Origin of the sequence: Trichocoleus sp. AS-A1 (genome assembly GCF_039962015.1) — a bacterium.
In the GTDB taxonomy this organism is placed as follows: domain Bacteria; phylum Cyanobacteriota; class Cyanobacteriia; order Cyanobacteriales; family FACHB-T130; genus FACHB-T130.
In genome coordinates, this window is the sequence record NZ_JAMPKG010000028.1 from 54,622 (window position 1) to 75,323 (window position 20,702).

12 protein-coding genes, 1 tRNA gene and 1 riboswitch are annotated in these 20,702 nt (G+C 43.6%); of the genes, 7 read left to right on the forward strand and 6 right to left on the reverse strand.

Translation table 11 applies throughout. The features are described 5' to 3' along the window. Positions 1–77 precede the first annotated feature (77 nt). The 3 genes from NC994_RS20015 to metH form a co-directional block, all read right to left on the reverse strand. Positions 78–5,891 carry an AAA family ATPase gene (locus NC994_RS20015; protein ID WP_190433175.1) on the reverse strand — a complete coding sequence of 1,938 codons (5,814 nt, stop codon included), beginning with the start codon at positions 5,889–5,891 and terminating at the stop codon, positions 78–80. A gap of 362 nt (positions 5,892–6,253) precedes the next feature. Then, complete coding sequence (locus NC994_RS20020) at positions 6,254–8,368, reverse strand: carotenoid oxygenase family protein (RefSeq protein ID WP_199299484.1); 2,115 nt, start codon at positions 8,366–8,368, stop codon at positions 6,254–6,256. Between the two features lie 668 nt (positions 8,369–9,036). Then, positions 9,037–12,594 carry a methionine synthase gene (gene metH, locus NC994_RS20025; protein ID WP_190433177.1) on the reverse strand — a complete coding sequence of 1,186 codons (3,558 nt, stop codon included), beginning with the start codon at positions 12,592–12,594 and terminating at the stop codon, positions 9,037–9,039. A 716-nt stretch (positions 12,595–13,310) separates the two neighbouring features. Between metH and nblR the strand changes: the two genes are divergently transcribed. The 3 genes from nblR (at position 13,311) to NC994_RS20040 (ending at position 15,510) form a co-directional block, all read left to right on the forward strand. Next, positions 13,311–14,006 (forward strand): response regulator transcription factor NblR, encoded by a 696-nt coding sequence (nblR, locus tag NC994_RS20030; RefSeq protein WP_190411932.1) that lies wholly within the window; start codon positions 13,311–13,313, stop codon positions 14,004–14,006. A gap of 141 nt (positions 14,007–14,147) precedes the next feature. Next, complete coding sequence (locus NC994_RS20035; RefSeq protein WP_190430465.1) at positions 14,148–14,684, forward strand: DUF192 domain-containing protein; 537 nt, start codon at positions 14,148–14,150, stop codon at positions 14,682–14,684. A 634-nt stretch (positions 14,685–15,318) separates the two neighbouring features. Then, positions 15,319–15,510, forward strand: coding sequence for a DUF2949 domain-containing protein (locus NC994_RS20040; protein ID WP_190411931.1), 192 nt, complete (start codon positions 15,319–15,321; stop codon positions 15,508–15,510). A gap of 299 nt (positions 15,511–15,809) precedes the next feature. On the opposite strand, the gene NC994_RS20045 is transcribed toward NC994_RS20040, so the two are convergent. Then, a complete protein-coding gene (locus tag NC994_RS20045; RefSeq protein WP_190433179.1) occupies positions 15,810–16,013 on the reverse strand; it encodes a hypothetical protein in 204 nt (67 codons plus the stop codon). A gap of 156 nt (positions 16,014–16,169) precedes the next feature. On the opposite strand from NC994_RS20045, the gene NC994_RS20050 reads away from it, so the two are divergent. The 3 genes from NC994_RS20050 to thiC all read left to right on the forward strand — a co-directional run bounded on the left by NC994_RS20050 (position 16,170) and on the right by thiC (position 18,959). Beyond that, on the forward strand, positions 16,170–16,868 hold the full coding sequence (locus NC994_RS20050; protein WP_190433180.1) for a hypothetical protein: 699 nt from the start codon (positions 16,170–16,172) through the stop codon (positions 16,866–16,868). Positions 16,869–16,870: 2 nt separating this feature from the next. Further along, entirely contained in the window at positions 16,871–17,344 is a 474-nt protein-coding gene (locus tag NC994_RS20055) for a DUF2726 domain-containing protein (RefSeq protein ID WP_190433181.1), read from the forward strand. A 138-nt stretch (positions 17,345–17,482) separates the two neighbouring features. Beyond that, positions 17,483–17,579: riboswitch (TPP riboswitch) on the forward strand. Positions 17,580–17,585: 6 nt separating this feature from the next. Then, positions 17,586–18,959 carry a phosphomethylpyrimidine synthase gene (gene thiC, locus NC994_RS20060; RefSeq protein ID WP_190433182.1) on the forward strand — a complete coding sequence of 458 codons (1,374 nt, stop codon included), beginning with the start codon at positions 17,586–17,588 and terminating at the stop codon, positions 18,957–18,959. Positions 18,960–19,042: 83 nt separating this feature from the next. On the opposite strand, the gene pyrE is transcribed toward thiC, so the two are convergent. Beyond that, on the reverse strand, positions 19,043–19,660 hold the full coding sequence (pyrE, locus tag NC994_RS20065; RefSeq protein WP_190433183.1) for an orotate phosphoribosyltransferase: 618 nt from the start codon (positions 19,658–19,660) through the stop codon (positions 19,043–19,045). Positions 19,661–19,763: 103 nt separating this feature from the next. On the opposite strand from pyrE, the gene NC994_RS20070 reads away from it, so the two are divergent. Next, a complete protein-coding gene (locus tag NC994_RS20070; protein ID WP_190433184.1) occupies positions 19,764–20,204 on the forward strand; it encodes a hypothetical protein in 441 nt (146 codons plus the stop codon). Positions 20,205–20,557: 353 nt separating this feature from the next. On the opposite strand, the gene NC994_RS20075 is transcribed toward NC994_RS20070, so the two are convergent. Next, a tRNA-Met gene (locus tag NC994_RS20075) sits at positions 20,558–20,630 on the reverse strand. Positions 20,631–20,702: the final 72 nt, after the last annotated feature.

Sequence of the window (20,702 nt, forward strand, 5' to 3'; positions counted from 1 at the left end):
ATCCCGAAGAGTTGTAAAGCGCGATCGCTCTGTTGATATTGCATCCTGGATATTCCGACAAACTGCATTGGCAATGGTTACTGACTTATCGGCATCTCAATAATAAATTCAGTACCAAGACCTGAAGAAGAAACACAACTGAGCTTTCCATTGTGTTTGTCTACCACGATCTGGTAGCTAATCGATAATCCCAAACCAGTACCAGAACCTACAGGTTTGGTTGTAAAAAATGGGTCAAATATTTTCTTTTTAACATCCTCAGTCATTCCCGCTCCATTGTCAGCAATTCTAATTCTGACTGAATTAGAAGAAGCCATTTCTGTGTAAATACTAATAGTAGGCTTTTTATCAGATACTTCTCCAGAGTTTCTTATTTCCTCTAAAGCATCGATTGCATTACTTAGAAGATTCATAAATACCTGATTTAGCTCAGAAGCATAACAAAAAATTCGTGGCAGTTGACCGTATTCTTTGATTACTTCAATACCAGAATGCAAACTATCTTTCTTGAGCCGATGCTGCAAAATCAGCAAAGTAGATTCGATACCCTCATGGATATCAACTGGTTTCATTTCAGCTTGATCCAGCCGTGAAAAATTCCGCAAGCTAAGGACAATATCTCTGATGCGCTCTGCCCCTACTTTCATGGAATCAAAAAGTTTTTGCAAGTCTTCTACCACAAAATCCAACTCGATTTCTGACATCGCCTTCTGAATCGCAGGTGTAGGATTTTGATACTCCTGCTGATAGACGCCAATCAAAGCAAGCAGGTCTTGGATATAGTTATTGGCATAGTCAATATTGCCATAGATAAAGTTGACAGGGTTATTAATTTCGTGAGCAATTCCAGCAATCATCTGTCCCAAACTAGACATCTTTTCAGTTTGAATGAGTTGGGATTGAGTTTGTTGTAGTTCGCGTAAAGTCAATTCTAACTTTTTCGCTTGTTCTCTCAATTGTGCTTCTGATTGTTGTTGTGCCAACTCGGCTAGCTTGCGGTCGGTAATATCCAGTGCTGTCCCTAACAACTTAGTCACCTTACCAGAAGCGTTGCAAGTAGGTTCCCCCTTGACAAAAATATATCTAATAGAACTATCTGGGCGAAAGATTCTCAACTCCAACTCATAAGCCTTCCCTCTTTCAATCGCTAGGTCTACTGATTTTAACCATAAGTCAACGTTATCTGGATGAATCAGGTTTTGATGTTCCCTGAAAGTAGGTTCAGGTTGTTCGGGGTGGAGACCAAAAATCCGGAATAGTTCATCGCTCCAATTAACTTCTTGCGTTTCTATATCAAATTGCCAGCTACCTAGATGTGCCAGTCTTTGAGCTTCTGCAAGCCTAGCTTCTTTTAGTTTTAATTCTCGCGTACGCTCCTGTACTCGGTGTTCTAAAGTACGCGAATAATCTTCTAGTTGCTCGTTAGCTGTAGCTAAATTAGTGTAAAGTAGAGCATTTTCTAGAGAAATAGCCGCTTGAGAAGATAGCAGCTTTAGGACTTCCATTCGATTAGGAGTAAATGCCCCAACCGTTAAATTATTTTCCAAGTAAAGAATAGCAATCAGCCTACCGCTATTAATGATAGGAATACATAGGACTGATTTCAAGTCCTGGTTTTGAATATAGGTATCATTCGTAAATCTTCCCTCCCAAGCTGCATTTTCTAAGACCACATCAGAACGAGTTCTCGCTACATAATTGATTACTGTTACGGGTAAATCTTGGCTAGTTTCCATTGGAATAGATTGCTGCACAACTACTTCTAATGAATCTATTGAGGCAGCAGCTTCAATCAACAATTTTCCATTTTTCGGTAAGACGAGAAAACCTTTTATCGCCCCAGCATTTTCAATAGATACTTTCATTAAAGAAGCGAGCAACTTATCCAGCACAATTTCTCCAGAAATCGCCAGAGATGCTTTCATCACTGTGGCTAAATCCAGCACTGAAACTTCACCACTAGTAGTCATCTTTGAAGTTGTAGCAGTATCTTCACTCGAATTCGGCTCTGTTGATTGCATCTGGGAAATTAAGTATGGATACTCTATTTCCAACTCTTTAACTTTGGCGGTTGCTCCCCAACGAACATAGCCATAATATGCTTCACTCATATGATCTCTAGCGATTTTCTCTCTTCCCAGAGCTAGATAGAATTCAGCCGCTCGCTCATAAGCTAGCGCTTCTTCTTGGATATATCCCTGAATTCTTGCTCCATTTATCGCTCGGTCATAATACTCCATCGCTTTGAGCGTTTGACCTGAAACTCGGTAAATCTCTGCCTGTACTAACTCATACTTATGTTGAGAATTTGCAGGGGCATGAGTTGCCCATTGCTGCATTTTTTCCTGATTCTTCGCCACAATAGCCATGTATTCCTGTTGCTCTGTGGCTGTAAGGTTAGGGTACTGGGCAAGGAGGGCTAAAGAATAGTAGAGATTATATTCAACAAATACTATTAGGGCTGTGATAGGTTGGGTATACTGCGATGCTGCTCTAGCATTTTCAATTGCTTTATCGTAATCTTTAAACAAATAAGCCAACATCGATTTATAAAAATATACAGCAAATACAGATTGTAAATTATTGGTTTCAAATAAATGGGGTAGCATTTCTGCTTCATTGAAATATTTACCAGATAGACAAGATTTTTTAGATGAGTCGTCAGTTAAATTAGAAACAACTTGCCCACCTATGCTGGCATAGTAAAGCTGAAATTCTTTTTTAAACTTGCCGATCATTTCAATATAGTTAGCTTGTTTTTGCGTAACAATTTCTAGATATTCGCCAGCTAGAAATGAATGTTCGCAGTAGAACAGCGCAGAATGACAAGCAAATTCTATATCGCCGACTTCTAGCCCACTTTGAATTGATTGTCGCAATAATTCTATTGTTTCTTTAATATGTTCCTTCCAATGTAGAATACAAGCACAATAGCTACTGTAGATTTTTGATTTAATTTCTTTGGCATAAAGCTTATCTAATAGATGAAAAGCTAGTTTGCCAAATTTATATCCAGAGTCGATATCTGCCATTGGCCCGCACAAAAGCAAGCCATAAGTGCTATAGCCATAGATAGCTAGGGAAGAATTCCCATATTGGCTACACAGCTTGACCATTGTGTAGACAATTGGTAACGCGATCGCGCTACTTGAGATAAAGGCAGGGGGAGAAATTGTTATCAAAATCTTCATGGCTGCCATTTTATAAGGGTCGGTCATTTCTAGAAGGTTATAACAGTCCTCAACATTTAGGTGTGGCGAAGGTTCCTGCTCTAAGGGCACTTCCAACATTTCCAAAACTTGCTGACCAAGTTCTATGGCTTCTGGCAACTGATTTTGGGCAATGTAATACTGAATTTTTATTTCATTAATATTCACTCTATCTAATAGAGTTCTCGCATTTTGAAGCGCTACTTCAGCTAGTATCTTTGATTGTTCAAAGTTCGTGTTGAGGTATTCTGCTTCTGCTGCTGATACATAGAGTTTATTTGTCAGTTCGTAGTTGCAAATCCAACTGTCTGCTGCCAAGAGTCTTAAACCGATATTGAGATAATTGACAGATGCTTGATAAGCGGTCGCTGTACTAGCTTTCCGACCAGCAATGAGATTAAAATGAGCCAGTTCATCTCTTTGTGATTGACAGTTTAGTAATTCAGTACCAAAATTTAATTGGTTAACGAGAGCAAAAATATTTTCTTCTCTTTCTTCAGGAGAAGTATTTTCTAGTAGCAGTTGACCAATTTTTAGATGAGTAGATTTTTTCTCAAATTCGGGTATTAGAGAATAAGCTGCTTGTTGCACCCGGTCATGTAAAAACTTATAGCTAATCTTTATATCATCAAGAACCAAAGTTTCCTGTTGTAACTGGTCAAAAGATAGCGGAATTTTGTAAGCATCGCTTAGAGGCAAAATCAAACCTGTTTGAAGTGCATCCCACAAGTCTGCTGCTGTAGCTGATTGAGATTTTTCATTCACGATTGCCAAAACATCTAAATTAAATTGATTGCCAATGCAAGCAGCCAGTTTTAAAACTTGTTGTGTTGCATCGGGTAACTTTTGAATATTTCTAGCAATCAATTCAACAATGTTATAATCTGTAATTCCAACCGCTTGGATTTCTTCTATATCCCACTGCCATCTACCTTGACTGAAGTTATAAGTTAGCAGTTTTTCTGTGTATAAAGTTTTTATTAATTGCGTTAAAAAGAAAGGATTACCTTGAGTTTTATTAAAAAGGAGAGAGGAGAGATTTTGCTTCTCTCCTCTCTCTGTACCTACGTTTTCATGAAGAGTATCCGCAACTAGCAAGCTGACGCGATCGCTATCTAAAGGTCGAAGAGTGATATTATTCACTACAGCGCCTAGAACCTGTATTTTCTCAACCGCTTGGATTAACGGATGCGTTGGACTAACTTCGTTATCGCGGAATGCTCCAATTGTTAACAGATGCTGGCTATCTGGGTCAGTTACTAACAGTTCAATTAACTTAAGCGATGCAGAATCAGCCCACTGTAAGTCATCTAAGAATAAGACTAGCGGGTGTTCTTTTTGGCAAAAAACCCGGATAAATTGTTGAAACACTCGATTAAATCGGTTTTGTGCTTCAGATGGTCCTAATTGTGTTAGAACTGGTTGTTCGCCAACAATCAGTTCTACTTCGGGAATGACATCGATAATTACCTGACCATTTTCTCCCAAAGCTGCTTCAAGCTTTTCTTTCCAAATGTCTATCTGTTCTGAACTTTCAGTTAATAGTTGTCGCATCAATTCAGAAAAAGCTTGAATTAAAGCAGCATAAGGAATGTTTCGTTTGAACTGGTCAAACTTGCCATTAATAAAATATCCTCGTACTCCCACAATTGGTTTATGGACTTCATTCACTACACTTGTCTTACCAATTCCTGAGTAACCACTTACCAGCATCATCTCAGTTGCTCCAAGGCTGACTCGCCCGAAAGCATCCATTAAGGTAGCTACTTCAGTTTCACGTCCGTAGAGTTTTTGCGGGATTAGCAGAAGGCTTGCGCGATCGCGCTGACCGCAAATAAAATATTCAATTTCTCCTGTCGTTTCAAGCTGAATCAAACAATTTTCTAGGTCGAATTTTAGACCAGCAGCGCTTTGGTATCTGTCTTCAGCTGTCTTGGTGAGTAACTTCATCACGATCTCAGAAACAGGGAGAGGAATTTCTGGCACCAACACATGAGGAGGGATTGGTTGTTTGGCAATATGACAGTGAACTAATTCCATCGCGTCGGTTGTTTCAAATGGCAGTTTCCCCACGAGCATTTCATAAAGAGTTACACCCAAAGAATAAAAGTCGGTACGGTAGTCAATAGAACGATTCATCCGACCCGTTTGCTCTGGGGACATATAGGCAAGCGTGCCTTCAATCAAATTGGGACTGCTGATTGTTTGGTTCTCTAGAGATAGACGCGATGCAATACTAAAATCAATAATTTTAACTTCCCCTGTTTCTTGATTAAAAATGATGTTATGTGGCTTAATATCTTTATGAATAATATTGTGAGAATGGAGTTCTCCAATAATTTCTGAAACCTGAACTGCTATCTTAAGAACAGTTTTAAAATTTATAGGTCTGTCGGCAATAACTTTATTAAGTGATTCCCCACCAGAATCTTCTAAAACTAGCGCAAATCCATTCTTATGATTCTCGAGTCCTAGGGTTTTCACAACTCCCTTCGTATTTAAAGCTTTAATGATTTCATATTCATTTTTTATCCTGGCAATATCTTTAGGACTTGGATAATTATTTTTAATTAATTTAAATACAAGCGATTTTTCATCTTGATGTCTTTTCCCTTGATAAACAACAGTTCTTGTACCTTCGTAGATTTTATTTGTGATTTCGTATCCTGATATTAAGACCATTACTTTTACCCTTCTTGTTTAAAAAGTCAAAAAATCTAAAATTTCTACTATTTCATTCTTTCAATGCTACAGCTACGCTCGCGATCGCCTAGCGGCGCGGATGCGCTCTTCGGATGCCGTGAGGATCGGGCTGTGCCCCAATCGCCGTGTTTACAAGCCGCTGCTCTAGAGAGCGCTGTTGCAGGCATAAAGTGGAATGGTATTTGCGAAACTGCTTTTAAACAAAAAAATACCTCATCCTTAATCTTATATATCAAAAATCTATCCCAAGATAGATACAGACGCGACATATCGCGTCTGTATACGAAGTTACTACCTTAAAATATTTTCCGATACACAGTGAGGCGTATTTAGGGCTTCACTCAACAGGCAGATCGCGAAGTTGGCTCAAAATGAGGATATACCTCAGTTTCAAATAGATCCTGGATTTCTTGAGACTTTTGCTTCACTAAGTTCTTGTAATCCTGACGCACAGGGATGTTGTACGTGGCTGTGCGGGGGGCGATTTTTTCCAACCACGCTGTGTGAATCGTCAAGCTAAACTTCAGTGAAGGATGGCTCAATCTACACCGGGGACCATCCTCCAGATTTTGAGCATCGAAAATCCAAATTTCGTTGCCGTCTGGCGTGAAAACGGTGCAAACAATGTAACCGTCGGTTGAACTATCTTCTGAACTCTCTTCGCTGTTGCGGCGTGGCATAAACTGCGGCGAACTGACAATATAGCCAGCAGGGAACTGATAGCGATCGCCAATCTTGAGCGACTCCTCCGACGAGGTGTTTAACCGGAACAAAGAAGCGGGTATACCAGCCTCTGCAAGGCGAAGCATCTCCGTCCGCGGTACTACCCGATACTTATAGTCTTTGTACAGGTCGAAGACAAACTGCGTCAGCAACTGCTTCCATAGCCCAAAAGAGATCCAGTAAAGATTATCCAGATGTTTCGGAGGCTTACCTGATGGCAAGAGATGGCGATAAGCATAGAGTCCTACGCCCCAGGTACACTCAGCATCGGAAATTACCTTCGACTCCAAAATTTGACCGCTTTCTCCATCAATTACATAGCGTCCCATCCGGCTGATGTCCATCTCATCGTGTTGCATCCCACACAGGCGAGACGGGACAGAAATCTTAGGATTGTAGGCAGAGACATCATACTCGCGGAGCCATTCAGATACATCCCAAGCACAAATATGAGATGCGTGGAGGGTAATGTTTCCATCTGGATTCGCATAATCCAACAGAAAATGAGCCGCTTCCAGGGGAATCACAACCCGTCGTGCGACAACTTCAACTTCTTGCTGACTGCACGCTGGGCGCTGTCCCGCTTTCAAGTCAGCGCGGCGCACGATGTACACGACAGAATCAGCTAACTCTCGAAGTGTAAGTAAGTCTCTGATGAGTCTTTTGGTCGCCTTACTTTTGGGGATAGGGTTACTGAGCAACTGCTCTACCCCAGTCGTGAAGGCTGTGTCCATCAGCACCAGATAATCTTCTGTCAACCCAATCTGATGGATAGTTTGCTTAATCTTGACGGGGGTTCTATCTGGTAATACCAGCTTCCAGCGCTCTAAGTTATTTACACCATCCCAACGGATCAAATAGACGAAATCTTTAAATTCTATGTTGGTAGTTCTCTCAAGCAACCTCATATAAAATTCCAAGAGATTTTGAGAGATGGTAGAGAATGTCTTGAGAAAATCTTGCACAAAGTCTTGCGCTTCGATAAACCGGGCAAGTTCTTTGAGGAGTTCCTCGATTTGTTCTGGAAGTTCATCCAGATCGTAAATTAAGGGAATGGTTTGGAGAATATTCGCTACTGATTTACCGTAATTGACCGTAAACATTTCGCTTTTTTCAGGGTCAAAAACCGGATGTGCGGTACTCAAAACGGGTGGAAAGGGAAACTTCAAGGAAGTTTCGGATTGCCACTCTGTATTGGCTCCGATCGGAGTTACAACCTCCAGCGTTTCGGTGTCAATTTCGTAGGGACGACCAGCATCATAGGTTACTAGCAGACGCTCGTTGGCATCGTCTCGAAATTTAATGGGCAGAAAAGCTGTATTCAACTCGTTGCGGAAGCCAAGAGAAAGAGAAAATCGCGAAATGCCATGATTGCGAAATTGATACTTGACATACTCGCTGCCAGGTCGGGTCGCCTTATCGGCGTAGTAACAGGGCGGCTTAACCAGCCGTGTTTTCAACCCCACTTCACCTTGGCGATCAAAGTCAAGCCGATAAATCATCCCATCGCCAGCCAAGAGGGAAGTTCCGTCAGCATCTGGAGCATCTCCGGAGTTGACAGAGCCTACTGGAGCGACGATAAAGACGTGACCCTGCAAATCATCTGGTAGCTCTCCATGAATCTGCATTTTGATGTTGCTGAGTTCGTAGCGATTTGCCGTCATTATTGACTCTGGAACTGGCGGACAACAGCCTGGTACAGCTTGAATTGGGTCAAAAATTGGCTCTTTCATGTTATTGATGTCTGTGTCTCTATCGAAGGAAGTACAATACTCAAGAAGTTGCTGAAAGTAATCAATTAACAAACTTACGCAATGTGCAACTTTTTCTTATCCCTCCTAAAAAGCAGAGTTTAGGGAGCGCATACGTAATACCATTAGGCTTGATCGATGCAAAATTTGAATTATTGAAACTGCCTAGAGGCAAGGCTTTCACAATTCAAATTTAAAATCTCAAATGGTATAAACTGTACCAATTTAGATTCTCCTTAAAAAAGAAGAGTTCTAATCTCTAAAGCTGTACATTGCGTAAACTTGACTCCTTTGAAACTGTTTGGCTTTTTGCACAGCCGTTTCAGCATCGGAGATTATCCAATTTGCTCATCAAACTGTATATCTAGCCTGTGTTGAATCCGAGCGTTTTCAAAGCGATACAGAAACTCCTCTGTAGATAACTGATATTTACCTACAAATTCCTAGATTCATTTTCCGTTCGCTGGATATTATTTTTAAGCGATTCTCATACCCAGTCGCCGCGCGATCGCAATCTAGCACAACACGATCCTCGATTATCTGTTTTAACAAGTCTGGGTAATTGCAGATAATCTTGACAGCCCAATTAATTTGTTTTGGAATAATTAATGATATGTAAGGTGAGCGTTGCCCACCCTACACCTTACTGTTTAAGCGCTAAAGTATTTAGCTGCGGGGTGATAGGCGATAATCGCAGTCGTAGATTGTTCGGGATACAGTTGTTCGCTTTCATCCATGTGAAGGTTGATGCGATCGCTTCCCAGTAACTCCAACAACTTATACTGATCCTGAATATTCGGACAAGCCGGATATCCAAAACTATACCGACTCCCCTGATAACGCTGCGCCAGAATATCCCGAATATTATCCGGTTCCGATGCAGCCAAGCCTAACTCCCGTCGGATTCTGGCATGAAGCCACTCCGCCACAGCCTCCGCTGTTTGCACCGCCAAGCCGTGGAAATACAAATAATCGCTGTATTGATTATTTGAAAACAACTTCTGCGCGAACTCCGTCGCAATATCCCCCACAGTCACCGCTTGCATCGCAAATACATCAACCTGTCCCGACTCCACAGGTGCAAAGAAATCAGAAATACACAAACGGCGCATAGACTTCTGACGAGGAAAATTGAACGTTGCCACAACCTCTCTTTTCTCTTCCTCTGCGCCTCTGCGGTTTATAAACTCCGGATCGTACAAATGTAGCGAATTTCCCTCAGCCTGACACGGAAAATACCCGTAAACAACTTGCGGATGTAGCAAATTATCCTCTACAACCCGTTGTTTCCATTCCTTCAAAATTGGGTAAACCTTATCCTCTAAAAACTGATTGTACTCCTCACGAGACTGTTCCTTCGGCTTGCGGAATTGCCACTGTCCAGCAATCAAAGCCTGCATATCCAGGTACTCAAACACTTCCTCTAACGGGATATCTTCAGGCTGTAATAATTTCGTCCCCCAGAAAGGCGGAGTTGGACGCTCAATTTCAATTGCCACAGCCTCAGAACGCCGCGTATCTACTTCTACAGGTTGAGCTTCTTGAGTGCTATTTTCTAATGGCACACGAGACGCCTCCTCTAAAATAGGCGCATGACCATTTTCCTCAACTTCATCCAAAAATCCCTGCAAATCATCCCAATTTCCAGAAGATTTTGCAGGCATTAATTTATCCATAAAATGCAGATCTGAAAAAGCATCTTTGCCGTAAATCACCTTACCCTTGTAAGTGTTTTGGCAATCTTCATGGACAAATTTAGGAGTTAGCGCTGCACCGCCTAAAATTACGGGGACGGTAATTCCTTTTTGGTTGAAAACCTCCAAGTTTTCTTTCATAAAAGCGGTTGATTTTACCAGCAAGCCGCTCATTGCAATACAATCAGCTTTGTGCTGCTCAAAAGCATCAACAATGTTATCAACAGGCTGTTTGATGCCAATATTAACCACCTTGTAACCATTGTTTGACAAGATGATATCCACCAAGTTTTTACCGATGTCGTGGACATCTCCTTTCACGGTGGCAATTACTACAGTTCCTTTGGCATTATTTCCAGCATCTTTCTTTTCCATGAATGGCTCTAAATATGCCACTGCTGCTTTCATGGTTTCCGCCGATTGCAATACGAAAGGCAACTGCATTTGTCCGGAACCAAACAACTCGCCTACTACTTTCATGCCATCTAGCAAGAAGGTGTTAATGATATGCAGAGGCGCATATTTCTCTAAAGCTTTGGTGAGTTGTTCCTCTAGGCCGATGCGTTCGCCGTCGATAATGTGACGCTTTAGACGTTCTTCTACAGGGAGATTTTCATCACCAGAGCGATCGCGTTTCGTTGTTTTCCCTTCAAATAGCGTTGTCAATTCTCCCAGCGGATCGTAGGTGCAGATGTCCCCATCAAATTGCCGCTCATCGTAGATTAACTTGCGGCAGACTTCTTGATGCTCTGGCTCAATTTTCGCTAGGGGCAGAATTTTACTGGCGCTGACAATTGCCGCATCCATGCCCACCGCCATCGCTTCGTGCAGAAACATGGAATTCAGGACGACTCGCGCCGCTGGGTTTAAACCAAAGGAAACGTTAGAAACCCCCAAGATAACGTGGCAACCGGGGAGTTCTTCTCGAATGCGGCGGATGGATTCAATGGTCGCTTTTCCATTCGCTCGGTCTTCTTCGATACCTGTAGAAATCGGCAGGGCGAGGGTGTCAAAAAATATTTCGTGGGCGGGAATGCCATATTCGACAGCGGCACGATAGGCACGTTGTGCGATCGCAAACTTTTTCTCAGCCGTCCGTGCCATTCCCTCCTCATCAATCGTCCCAATTACAACACCCGCACCGTACTTCTTCGCCAACTCCAACACCTTGAAGAAGCGCTCCTCTCCATCTTCATAGTTAGTCGAATTCAGCAGGCACTTGCCTCCGGAAACCTTTAAACCCGCCTCCATCTTTTCCCATTCTGTGGAGTCGAGCATCAAGGGTATTGTCACATTTGTTACTAGCCGTGACACTAATTCATGCATATCCCGAACGCCATCGCGCCCGACATAATCCACGTTGACATCGAGGATGTGCGCGCCTTCCCGCACCTGCGACTTCGCCAAAGACACTAACCCATCCCAATCTTCCCCATTCAGCAAGTCGCGGCACTTCTTAGAACCACTCGCATTCAACCGCTCGCCCACAATCAGGAATGAATTATCCTGCTCGTAAGGTTGGGCGCTGTAAATTGACGCCGCCGCAGGCTCATAACTAAAGTGGCGCTCTTTTGGCTTTAGAGTTTTGCCAATTTCTGCTAATTGTTGAATATGCTCAGGGCGCGTGCCGCAACAGCCGCCAATTATCTGCACGCCCCAATCTTCTACAAAGTGCATCAGCGCCATCCGCAATTCCATCGGCGTCAGCTTATAGTGAGCATGACCACCAACGTTTTCGGGTAAGCCAGCATTAGGAACGCAGGAAACCACAAACGGCGAGTGCTGGCAAAGATACTTGATATGCTCAGCCATCCGATCTGGCCCCGTGGCACAGTTCAGTCCGAGAATATCAATCGGGTAACGTTCCAAAATCGTCACCACGGCGCTAATCTCAGAACCGACCAGCATTGTACCCATGACTTCCATCGTCACTGACACCATTAACGGGCGTCGTTCCCCTTTACGCTGAAAGACTTCCTCAACTGCATTCAGTGCTGCCTTAATTTGCAGCACATCCTGACAAGTCTCGACAAGAAATAAATCGACGCCGCCGTCGTAAAGCGCCTCAGCTTGCTCTTCAAAGGAAGCTTGCAGTGTGTCAAAGTCAATATGTCCCAGCGTTGGCAGCTTGGTCGTTGGCCCTATCGAACCCGCTACAAACCGGGGTTTCTCTGGGGTCGAAAATTCCGCCGCCACGCGCTTCGCCAGTTCCGCCGCCTTCTTATTTAAATAGTAGGCTTGATCCGCCAGGTCGTACTCTGCAAGCACAATCGAGGCACCGCCAAAAGTATCTGTTTCAATCACATCGGCACCGACTGCCAAAAAGTCCCGATGCACCTTCTCTACCGCTTCTGGTTTGGTGTGTACCAGATACTCGTTACAACCTTCGTATTCTGGCCCTCCGAAGTCGGCGGCGGTAAGGTTTTGTGTTTGGAGGTTAGTTCCCATTGCGCCATCGAAGACGATGACAGGACGTTCAGGACTGTGGAGGCGAGTCAAGAAGGGGCTGGTCATAGATGGCGGCGTCTTTAGGAATAGGTAGTTGCGTTAGGCTTTGAACGATCAGCTTAATCTATTTTGCAGACTTTCTCGTTTTCGGAAGTAACTAAAACTATGAAAGTGCAAGACTGTAACGACGTCTTTTGTTCCATAGCAGTCATTTCCTCAAGAAGTCAGAATCTATTTTAACCGAGATTAGTAGTTTAATTGAGCAAAGCTAAGCCATCAGTCTGAAACCTGCTTTGCATTTATTTAAGGCAAGACTTAGACAAAATTTGCAAAATCCCGGCTCCGAGGAAGGGGAGAGATCGCGTCTTCCAGTCTGGTTGAAGAAAGCCTGAGTAGACTTTTATAAAGAATTGATGAAGAAAGCGATCGCTCCTGATTAAACTGCTTTTTTTATTAGTAAAAACAAGAGTTTTTGTGAAAATTAAATTATGCTAACTTTGCATCTAGAAGGGGGTTTCCTGTCGTTATGTACCCTAACAATCGTTTTCCCCCTAAATCCCTGTTTTCAAGGAAGATTTTTCCGGTTCTCCTCAAGTTATCGGGGAATTAGGGGAATCTTAGGTCTGGCAACTTATTTAGGCGATCGCTACTTGCCCCTCGCTCTCCCTATCCTGTGTTTTATACTAAGCATGAATACTTACCTACATTGAAGGAAGCAGCTAACGCTTGCCAGTGTAGTTAAACTGAGATAACAACGCAGCAAAAGCGCCCCAATGTAGCCTATGTCTCCTGTTACTTTTGACCGCACTCCCTGTGTTTTACTTGTCGAAACCGACGAAATTCTTGTCCAACGTGTCAGCATGGATTTGCGAGAGGCTGGATATACAACTGTGGTTGCACCAGACACCACCAGTGGTTTTCATCAAGCTTGCGAACTTCAGCCAGCTTTAGTCGTCGTAGATCGAGTGCTAACAGGAGATTCTGGACTGAAATTGTGCAACCAACTGAGGAATGCCGGTTCTCGCGTGCCAGTGCTGCTGTTGATGGCTCGCGATACTGTAGAAGATCGAGTTGCTTGTCTAAATTCGGGTGCCGATGACTACTTCCTCAAACCCTATCGCACAGACGCTTTTTTGCAACTGGTGCGCCTCTACTTACAGCCGGAAGCGGGTGCTAGCGAACAGTTACGGTTTGGCGAACTGGTTTTAGACTTGTCTACTCGCAGAGCGATGCGGAATGGGCGAGTAATTGACCTGACAATGAAGGAATTTGAACTTCTAAAATATATGATGTCGCATCCCCGTGAGGTCTTAACCCGCGAACAGATTCTAGAAAATGTTTGGGGATACGACTTTATGGGAGAGTCGAATGTGATTGAGGTGTATATCCGTTATTTACGTCTCAAAATTGAAGAAGAGGGCGAAAAGCGCCTAATTCAGACAGTGCGAGGTGTCGGATATGTTTTGCGAGAAGCTTAGGTTTTGAGTTTTGGGCGTAAATATCAAGGATTAAGGATGAATTTGGACTGGAGAGAGCAGCGCTTAAGCACATCTGCCAAAAGCGATCGCAATGTGAAAAAGCAGGCAAGTTTAGTCGTCATGATGCTGGCAGTTTTGCTGATGGGATGTTCGGCATCGGTGCCATCAACCTCCTCTCAGAGTGGGGAACCCGCGCAACCATTGCAGCAGGCGTCGCCAGTATCAGCACCGACATCAGCACCGACGACCCCTGCACAACAAGCGCACTCATCACCGGAAGCATCACCCGCACAGAATAAGAGGGGTCAAACTTTGCCAATTTCAGCCAAGGCAACGATGGCAGGTCAGGTGATTCAGCTAGAAGTAGCGCGGACACCCCAACAACAGCAAATGGGGTTAATGTACAGAACATCTTTGGCGGACGATCGCGGGATGTTATTTCTTTTCAACCCACCGCAACCGATCAATTTCTGGATGAAGAATACGCTCATCCCCCTGGATATGGTTTTTATGCTGGATGGAGTGGTGAAAGCGATCGTTGCCGATGTCCCTCCCTGTAAAACCAGTCTTTGCCCCACCTATGGTCCCAATACGCCCGTTAACCAGGTAATTGAACTCCGGGGAGGACGCGCTGCGGAACTCGGTTTGAAGGCAGGCGATCGCGTGACCATTCAGTAACTCAATACTAAGACAGACCGACTTTTTGGCTGTCTTTTATAGTCCTTATCGAAACGATTTAAAAATTTACTCGTTCTTTTAACCTATTTGTCGCAAAAATAAGCTACTCTTTCCCAAGAGAGAGTTTAAGACTGCAAATTTCAATTATTGTTACGCTTAAACCTAGATTCTCGCTTCCAGAGACATGGTTCTTCCAAGAATGAGAGTGCTTTGCCTGGAATTTGGTGTGAGGTGAGAGGCATAGACGCTCTAGGCAAGCAAATCTCTCTTAATACAGAGGGATTTCAGTGAATTGCTAAAGAAAATATTAAGCAAAGTTCACTAGCAACAGTCGGCTAAGATTTCAGAAAAAAGGGGAGTGAGCCTAAGTTTTTAGTCTTATTCTCTAGGTCAGCCCGGAAGGGATGCCTAAAGTCCTGAATCTAGTATGAGCATTCTTCTGTTAATACCCATACCGGCTGCCGTAATTGTCACACCAGGCTGGTGATCTGAAACACTAGCGTTACAGTGAGTAGCGGCAAAATAGTATAAAAGGAGTCGAGTAAAGGTGGACAGATAAAATACTGACTACCGTTACTCAACAAACCAAGGTTTAAATTACAAAATAGATTCAACAAAGGGGGTAAAAGCCATCATGGCACCTACGAATTTTTCTCGATTTCTCCGTTTTCTTCAAGAAGATTTAGCAATATCCAAGGCATCGATTGCGATCGCTTTGCGGCGTCGGGAGCAAGATCCCGGCCCATTGCCAATGATCTTATGGCAATACGGTTTAGTAACGCTGGAACAGTTAGATCAAATCTATGACTGGTTGGAAACTGCATAAGGCTTGATGATTCGGCGAGGAGCAAGAAAGTCATGTCAGAGCAATTGGGCGTCGGTACTTTCCCGATCCATCCGCGAAGGCTTAAGAAATGTTCTCAATTACAATTTACTTCACCAAAAAGAGCGGGTCAAATATTTGACCCGCTCTTTTTAGTTGTTAGTTTTTAAAAGTTAGTTTTCCTTATAATCTGCCTTTATAAATGCTGCTTGGCAATGAGCGATCGCTTTTATTATCACCCCTATTAAACGAAAAACCAAAACGTACTGAAAAATTAGCGGAACGCTTACGTCAGTTGAAAGTTAACTCTGATGAAGTGTAATTAGTCGTAGGAGCGATCGCAGTTTCAAAAATCCTAACTTGTGGATAGGTAAGGGGATAGGCGAGGGCGATCGCTGTACATACTCCAAATTTGACTCAAACGCGATCGCGTTTGAGTTGCCGCAGGCAGTAAGCCAGTGGATACACGACGAACAAAGTCGTATGCAGACTCTCAAAGCCTGCATACGCAGGCTTTGTTTGTGTAGCCGCGACTTCAGTCCTTAGGCAATTAGAGCCTCTTGCCCAAAATCTAAAATTCTTATCCAAGACTCTTGGCAAATCTCAAAAACGGGGTTAAGCTGATTCCATGAACCTTAGATAAGGTTTTTGGGATATAGCCAATGTCAAAGACTGTTTATGATGTCATTCAGCGGTTTGAGGTAGAAAACGGAATCCCCCGTTTGGTTTCGACCAATATTCAGGTGATTCAAGGCGGAGAAGATTTGATGTCTTTAGCTACTAAACTGCTAAGTCAGCTTGGTTTCAACGAAAAGTTTAAAGTCAGTCAGGCATCTCAATACCTAGGGTATAGACTCAAAAATCCAGCAAAAGGAGCTAAACGCTATCAACTTGTGTTAGCCCAACGCAAAGAGGGTTTATGTATATCTATTCCCAAAGATGTTTTAGAGGGACATATTCTAGAAGTAGGTTATTTGGTAGACATTATAGAAGATCCAGGTGTTACTCTTTCACCAGTAGGAATACTCTGGGTTTTACCTAGTAAGAAAGATGTCTTCTTAAACTCACTTCCTGTCGAATACTGGGATGTAATGCAAGTTGAAGAAAAGACAATAGGCGAAGTTAGTCTTAATAAATGTAGAATGGTTGACGACGGTATTTATGGTTTTTGCTCTGTTATTCCTGACAGCGAAATTATTCCTAGAGATGAAGTTCGGATTGAAGCCCTGAGTGAAAATAGCAGTTACCTGATACTCAGTGAAGATAAACTTTTCCCCTATACTTGGCAGGCATCTATAACATCCAGTGAAGTCCTCAAAGAATTTATTGGTTACTTTGCAAAAATATTAATGGAGCAATAGTAATGTCTGTAAAACCAAAGAGGCTTATTAATCCTTATGAAGAAAGGATGCTGGAGTTTCTACAAACCTGTGTAGAAGTAAATTATAAAATCCATACACAGGTAAGCTTATGCCAATTTTGTGAACTAGATAGTACCCTAGACTGGCAATTAAGAAAATTTCTCTTTAGCTCCAGCGTTGATGCTTTAATAACAGACTATGATTACAAACCTTGTTTAGTCGTAGAGTTTCAATCCCAATATCACGACTCTCCTGAAGCAAAAGAGCGTGATAAAAAGAAGGCGGCTTTACTAGCTATTGCAGGCGTTCCCTTACTTTATTCACGGGTAAAAAATTTTGGATTATTGCATCTTTACTCTAAAGATGAAGAAATTGTTTTCAATTTATTCACAGGAGAAAGGCGCGAGCTTGCCAAAGCTCTAATTAGAAAGTATTGCGAACAATCTGCTGATCGTGATGTTCTTGCAGCTTGGTAATCAGTAGGCGATCGCTGTGCATACTCCAAATTTGACTTGACTCAAACGCGATCGCTCTGTAGCCACCTCACAGAGTGATGCAAAATATCAAGTTTTTGGAACCTTCCAGCCCTAACCGGAGCTTGATGGTAATATTGTCAATCAAGCTAGGGGTGCCTGGATTCACAGGCTGAGATTACACCCTTAGAACCTGAGTCCGGCTAATACCGGCGGAGGGAAGCTGTTAATTGAGGAATTCAATATGCGGACTGAATGGATCGCTAAGCGGCGTGGACAGAGCAACGTCTCTCAAATGCACTACGCCCGTCAAGGTGTGATTACTGAAGAAATGCAGTATGTAGCACAGCGGGAAAAGCTCCCAGTTGAGCTGATTCGGGATGAAGTGGCGCGAGGACGAATGATTATCCCTGCCAACATCAACCACACCAACCTAGAACCGATGGCGATTGGCATCGCCTCGAAGTGTAAGGTGAACGCGAATATCGGCGCTTCTCCCAACTCTTCCAATCTGGATGAAGAAGTCGATAAGCTGAAGCTGGCAGTCAAATATGGCGCTGATACCGTTATGGACTTGTCCACTGGAGGCGGCAACCTGGATCAGATTCGCACAGCAATTATCAACGCCTCCCCCGTTCCCATTGGCACCGTGCCAGTTTATCAAGCCTTAGAAAGCGTCCACGGCACGATTGAAAACCTCACCGCCGATGACTTTCTCCACATCATTGAGAAACATGCCCAGCAGGGGGTAGATTATCAAACCATCCACGCTGGGATATTAATTGAGCATTTGCCTTTAGTGCGCGATCGCATCACCGGGATTGTTTCGCGTGGCGGCGGCATTCTGGCACGGTGGATGTTGCATCATCACAAGCAAAATCCGCTTTATACCCACTTCCAAGACATCATCGAAATTTTCAAAAAATACGATGTCTCCTTCAGTCTGGGAGATTCCCTGCGTCCCGGTTGTCAGCACGATGCCTCAGATGCCGCTCAATTAGCCGAACTCAAAACGTTAGGAAACTTGACCCGCAAAGCCTGGGAACATGACGTGCAAGTGATGGTGGAAGGGCCAGGACACGTCCCAATGGATCAAATCGAGTTCAATGTCAAAAAGCAGATGGAAGAGTGTTCGGAAGCGCCCTTCTATGTGCTGGGGCCATTGGTAACGGACATTGCCCCCGGTTACGACCACATCACCTCCGCGATTGGTGCAGCAATGGCTGGTTGGTACGGTACAGCAATGCTTTGCTATGTGACACCCAAGGAACACTTGGGACTGCCGGATGCTGAAGACGTGCGGAATGGATTAATCGCCTACAAGATTGCGGCTCATGCTGCTGATATTGCACGGCATCGTCCGGGGGCAAGGGACAGAGATGACGAACTTTCTAAAGCCCGTTACAACTTCGACTGGAACCGCCAGTTTGAATTGTCCCTCGACCCCGAACGCGCTAAAGAATATCACGACGAAACTCTGCCAGCAGATATTTACAAAACTGCTGAATTCTGCTCGATGTGCGGCCCCAAATTCTGCCCAATGCAGACAAAAGTGGATGCCGATGCTTTGACAGAACTAGAGAAGTTTTTGGCGAAAGAACCAGTAACCCAAAGCTAGTTCTTTTAAACGCAAAGTAACGCAGAGGATAATTACTTTGCGTTACTTTGCGAAAACCTTTGCTTCCTTTGCGTTAAAAAACCTTATCTGAGTTGGCGCGATCGCTCTTGAATTTCTGGAATCGAGAATACTGCCTGAAATTTTAGCCCAACTGACTGATAAAACTCCGCTCCCCCCTGCTGCCTGTCTACCAGCGAAATCACTTCATCAACGCTGTATCCGGCATCTCGCAGCCGCTCAACGGCTTTCATGGCAGATTGCCCTGTCGTGACAACATCTTCCAAAACGACCACTTTCGCACCTGTAGGGAGAATCGGGCCTTCTATATAAGCTTGTGTGCCGTGTCCCTTTGCTTCTTTGCGAATAATTAGCGCCGGTAACGGTCGATTTTCATAAGCAGAAACTACACTTACCGCTGTCACAATCGGATCGGCTCCCAGCGTCAATCCGGCAACGGCCTGGGTATCCATCGGCAGCAACGATAACAGAATACGACCCGTTGCCAAAGCTCCTTGGGGATGCAGTGTGACTGGCTTGCCATTAATGTAGTAAGAACTGCGCTGCCCCGAAGACAGTACAAAATCTCCCTCTTTATAAGCCACATGGCAAAATAAATCCAGCAGTTGCTGGCGTAGCGTTGTGAGATCGGCAGTAGCACAAGAGCCAGTTAAATCAGTTTGGGATTGGATTTCGTGGATCATCACTAGGAGAGAAAAAGAGTAGAGCGATTACAATTTGACCAACAATCATCCTAAACTTAAACTGAAGAATAGTATTCAGCCAAAGTTGAGGGACGAGATGGGAATGCGCTTGACTAATTTCATGAGTGTATTGGTTCTCAGTGCCGCTACGACTGTCATTGCCTCTAGCGCGATCGCTCAGCCAACACTCTCTAACTCCCAGTCAGGAACTTTTAACTCGATTCCAGACTTGTTTAATCGAGCTATCAGTGAAACCTCTGGAGACTTTTTCGGCAACCAATCTTACCGACGGGATCTGAATTTCATCATTGGCCCTAGCTTTCCGGAAAACGAAATCGAGCGAGACACTAAGACAGTAGATAACCTTTACCGGGAGCTACTCTGGCAGCAAACTTCCAGTGACTTTATTATTCGCACTCCCGATCTCCCGAATCCTTTCAACTCATCAATTCTGCAAAGCCCAGCTATCAATGTAAACGTTACTGGTACTGGTAGACCCGTAACAGGCAGCGAGTTCGTGTTTGAGAATCCCCCACAGCCTTAAATCAGAAAAGAAGAAAAGACAAACAATCTTTGCTTGTCTTTCTTCCTTCTACTTTTTTTAAAGTTCAAGATTTAAACAAAGTAATAGGGGCTTGTTTTTTATAAACTCTATTTTTTGAACTGAAATTCAGGTTCCAACTTACTTTGTTCAGTTGCTTTCCAGCCTTTGATAACCTTTGATTTATCAGAGGTTTTGCTGAAATTTTCGATCAAAGTAAATTACCGAGATACTTAAATTAATTAGGTTCTTGAGGAGCGCCAGCCGCTAGTAAACTGCATTTATCCTGAGCGCATTGCACTTCCCCATAGAGCGATTCTAGGGAATTTGCTCAAAGAATACCGAATTTATAGGAATGCGCCCTACCGGAATCGAACCAGTCTGAAGGCGAATTATGAGTTCGCTGCCTCCCCAATCGGCCAAGGGCGCGTGATTGATTTCGTTGCCAAGATTGCTGGCTGGATTGTTATTTTATACAATTATGCACGCTAAGTCCACTCG